The organism is Massilia consociata (assembly GCF_042432755.1).
Classification (GTDB): domain Bacteria; phylum Pseudomonadota; class Gammaproteobacteria; order Burkholderiales; family Burkholderiaceae_D; genus Telluria; species Telluria consociata.
In genome coordinates this window covers 1-1101 of record NZ_JBHLWP010000052.1, presented here as the reverse complement: position 1 = coordinate 1101, position 1101 = coordinate 1, and the positions used below count along the sequence as shown (strand labels likewise).

General features: G+C 58.8%; 1 protein-coding gene. It reads right to left on the bottom strand.

Annotated features, from left to right (window positions below; translation table 11 throughout):
- A partial coding sequence (locus ACFFJK_RS22880) for an IS481 family transposase (protein ID WP_379681959.1) occupies positions 1 to 973 on the bottom strand: 973 nt, incomplete at its 3' end.
- Between the last annotated feature and the right edge of the window lie 128 nt (positions 974 to 1101).

Below are 1101 nucleotides of genomic sequence, written 5' to 3'. Positions count from 1 at the left end.
TGTCGAGTCCCGTTTGATCGTAAACGCGTTTAACGAATAATTCTGGTCGTTTCTGCTGCCATTCCTTGAGCGCGAGGATGGGTGTTTTCGCGTCGAGTGCGCGCTGCGGAATGTGGTGGTTGTACAGCTTCAGATAGTTCATCAATGTGGCCTGTAGGTCGGCACGGCTGTCGAAGCGGGTCTGCTGCAACAATTCGTTGATGCGGCCGTTGAAGCGCTCGACCATGCCGTTCGTCTGCGGGTGCCGCGGCGGCGCCAGGCGGTGCTCGGCAGGCAGGGCTGCACAAGCCACGTCAAAGGCGTGTTGGCCGCTGGGCTTCTTGTCTTTGGTGGCGAAACGGTCGGTAAATTGCGAGCCGTTGTCGGTCAGGATCTTGCTGATCTTGATAGGCGAGGCCAGCTTCAGGCGGCGCAGGAAATCGACACTGCTGTTCTCGGTCATGTCGCCGTAGATGTGCATGAAAACCCAGCGCGTGGCGCGGTCGATGGCGACGAACAAGTAGCGGCGCGAAGTCTCGTCCGGCATCTGAGGCAGGTACTTGATGTCAATGTGGATGAAGCCTGGCTCGTAGTCCTTGAAGGTCTTCTTGGGCGTGATGGTTTCGCCTTCGGCCTTCGGGATCACGTCTTCAAGACGTGACATGCCTTCGCGCTTGAGCAGACGGGCGATACCCGACCGGGAGACGTCTGGATTGATGTGCTGTCGCGTGACGAACAGCAGGTCGTCAAGGGGAAGATAGAGCGACTGGCGCAGTGCCAGGACGATGGCTTCCTGGGCTGCGCTCAAGGTCGTATGCAGCGTATGGGCACGGTGTGAGCGGTCCTGCACGTCGTCCCGCTTGAGCCACTTCGCGGCAGTGGCTCGCGTGATGCCGAAGACCTTTGCGGCCTCGCGATCAGACAAGCCCGAATCCTTGATCTCCTGCCGGATTTTCGGGGTGGTACGGGCTTGCGGGTGAATACGTGAACTCATGCTGCCAACTGCTCCTGGTGCGATTGAATGCCGGGACTGCTGAACCCAGCAATCAAGTCGCCCAGCATAGCCTTTGCACGGAACAAAGGCCAACTACGGCGAGGAACATGATCGCACGAAACTAAACA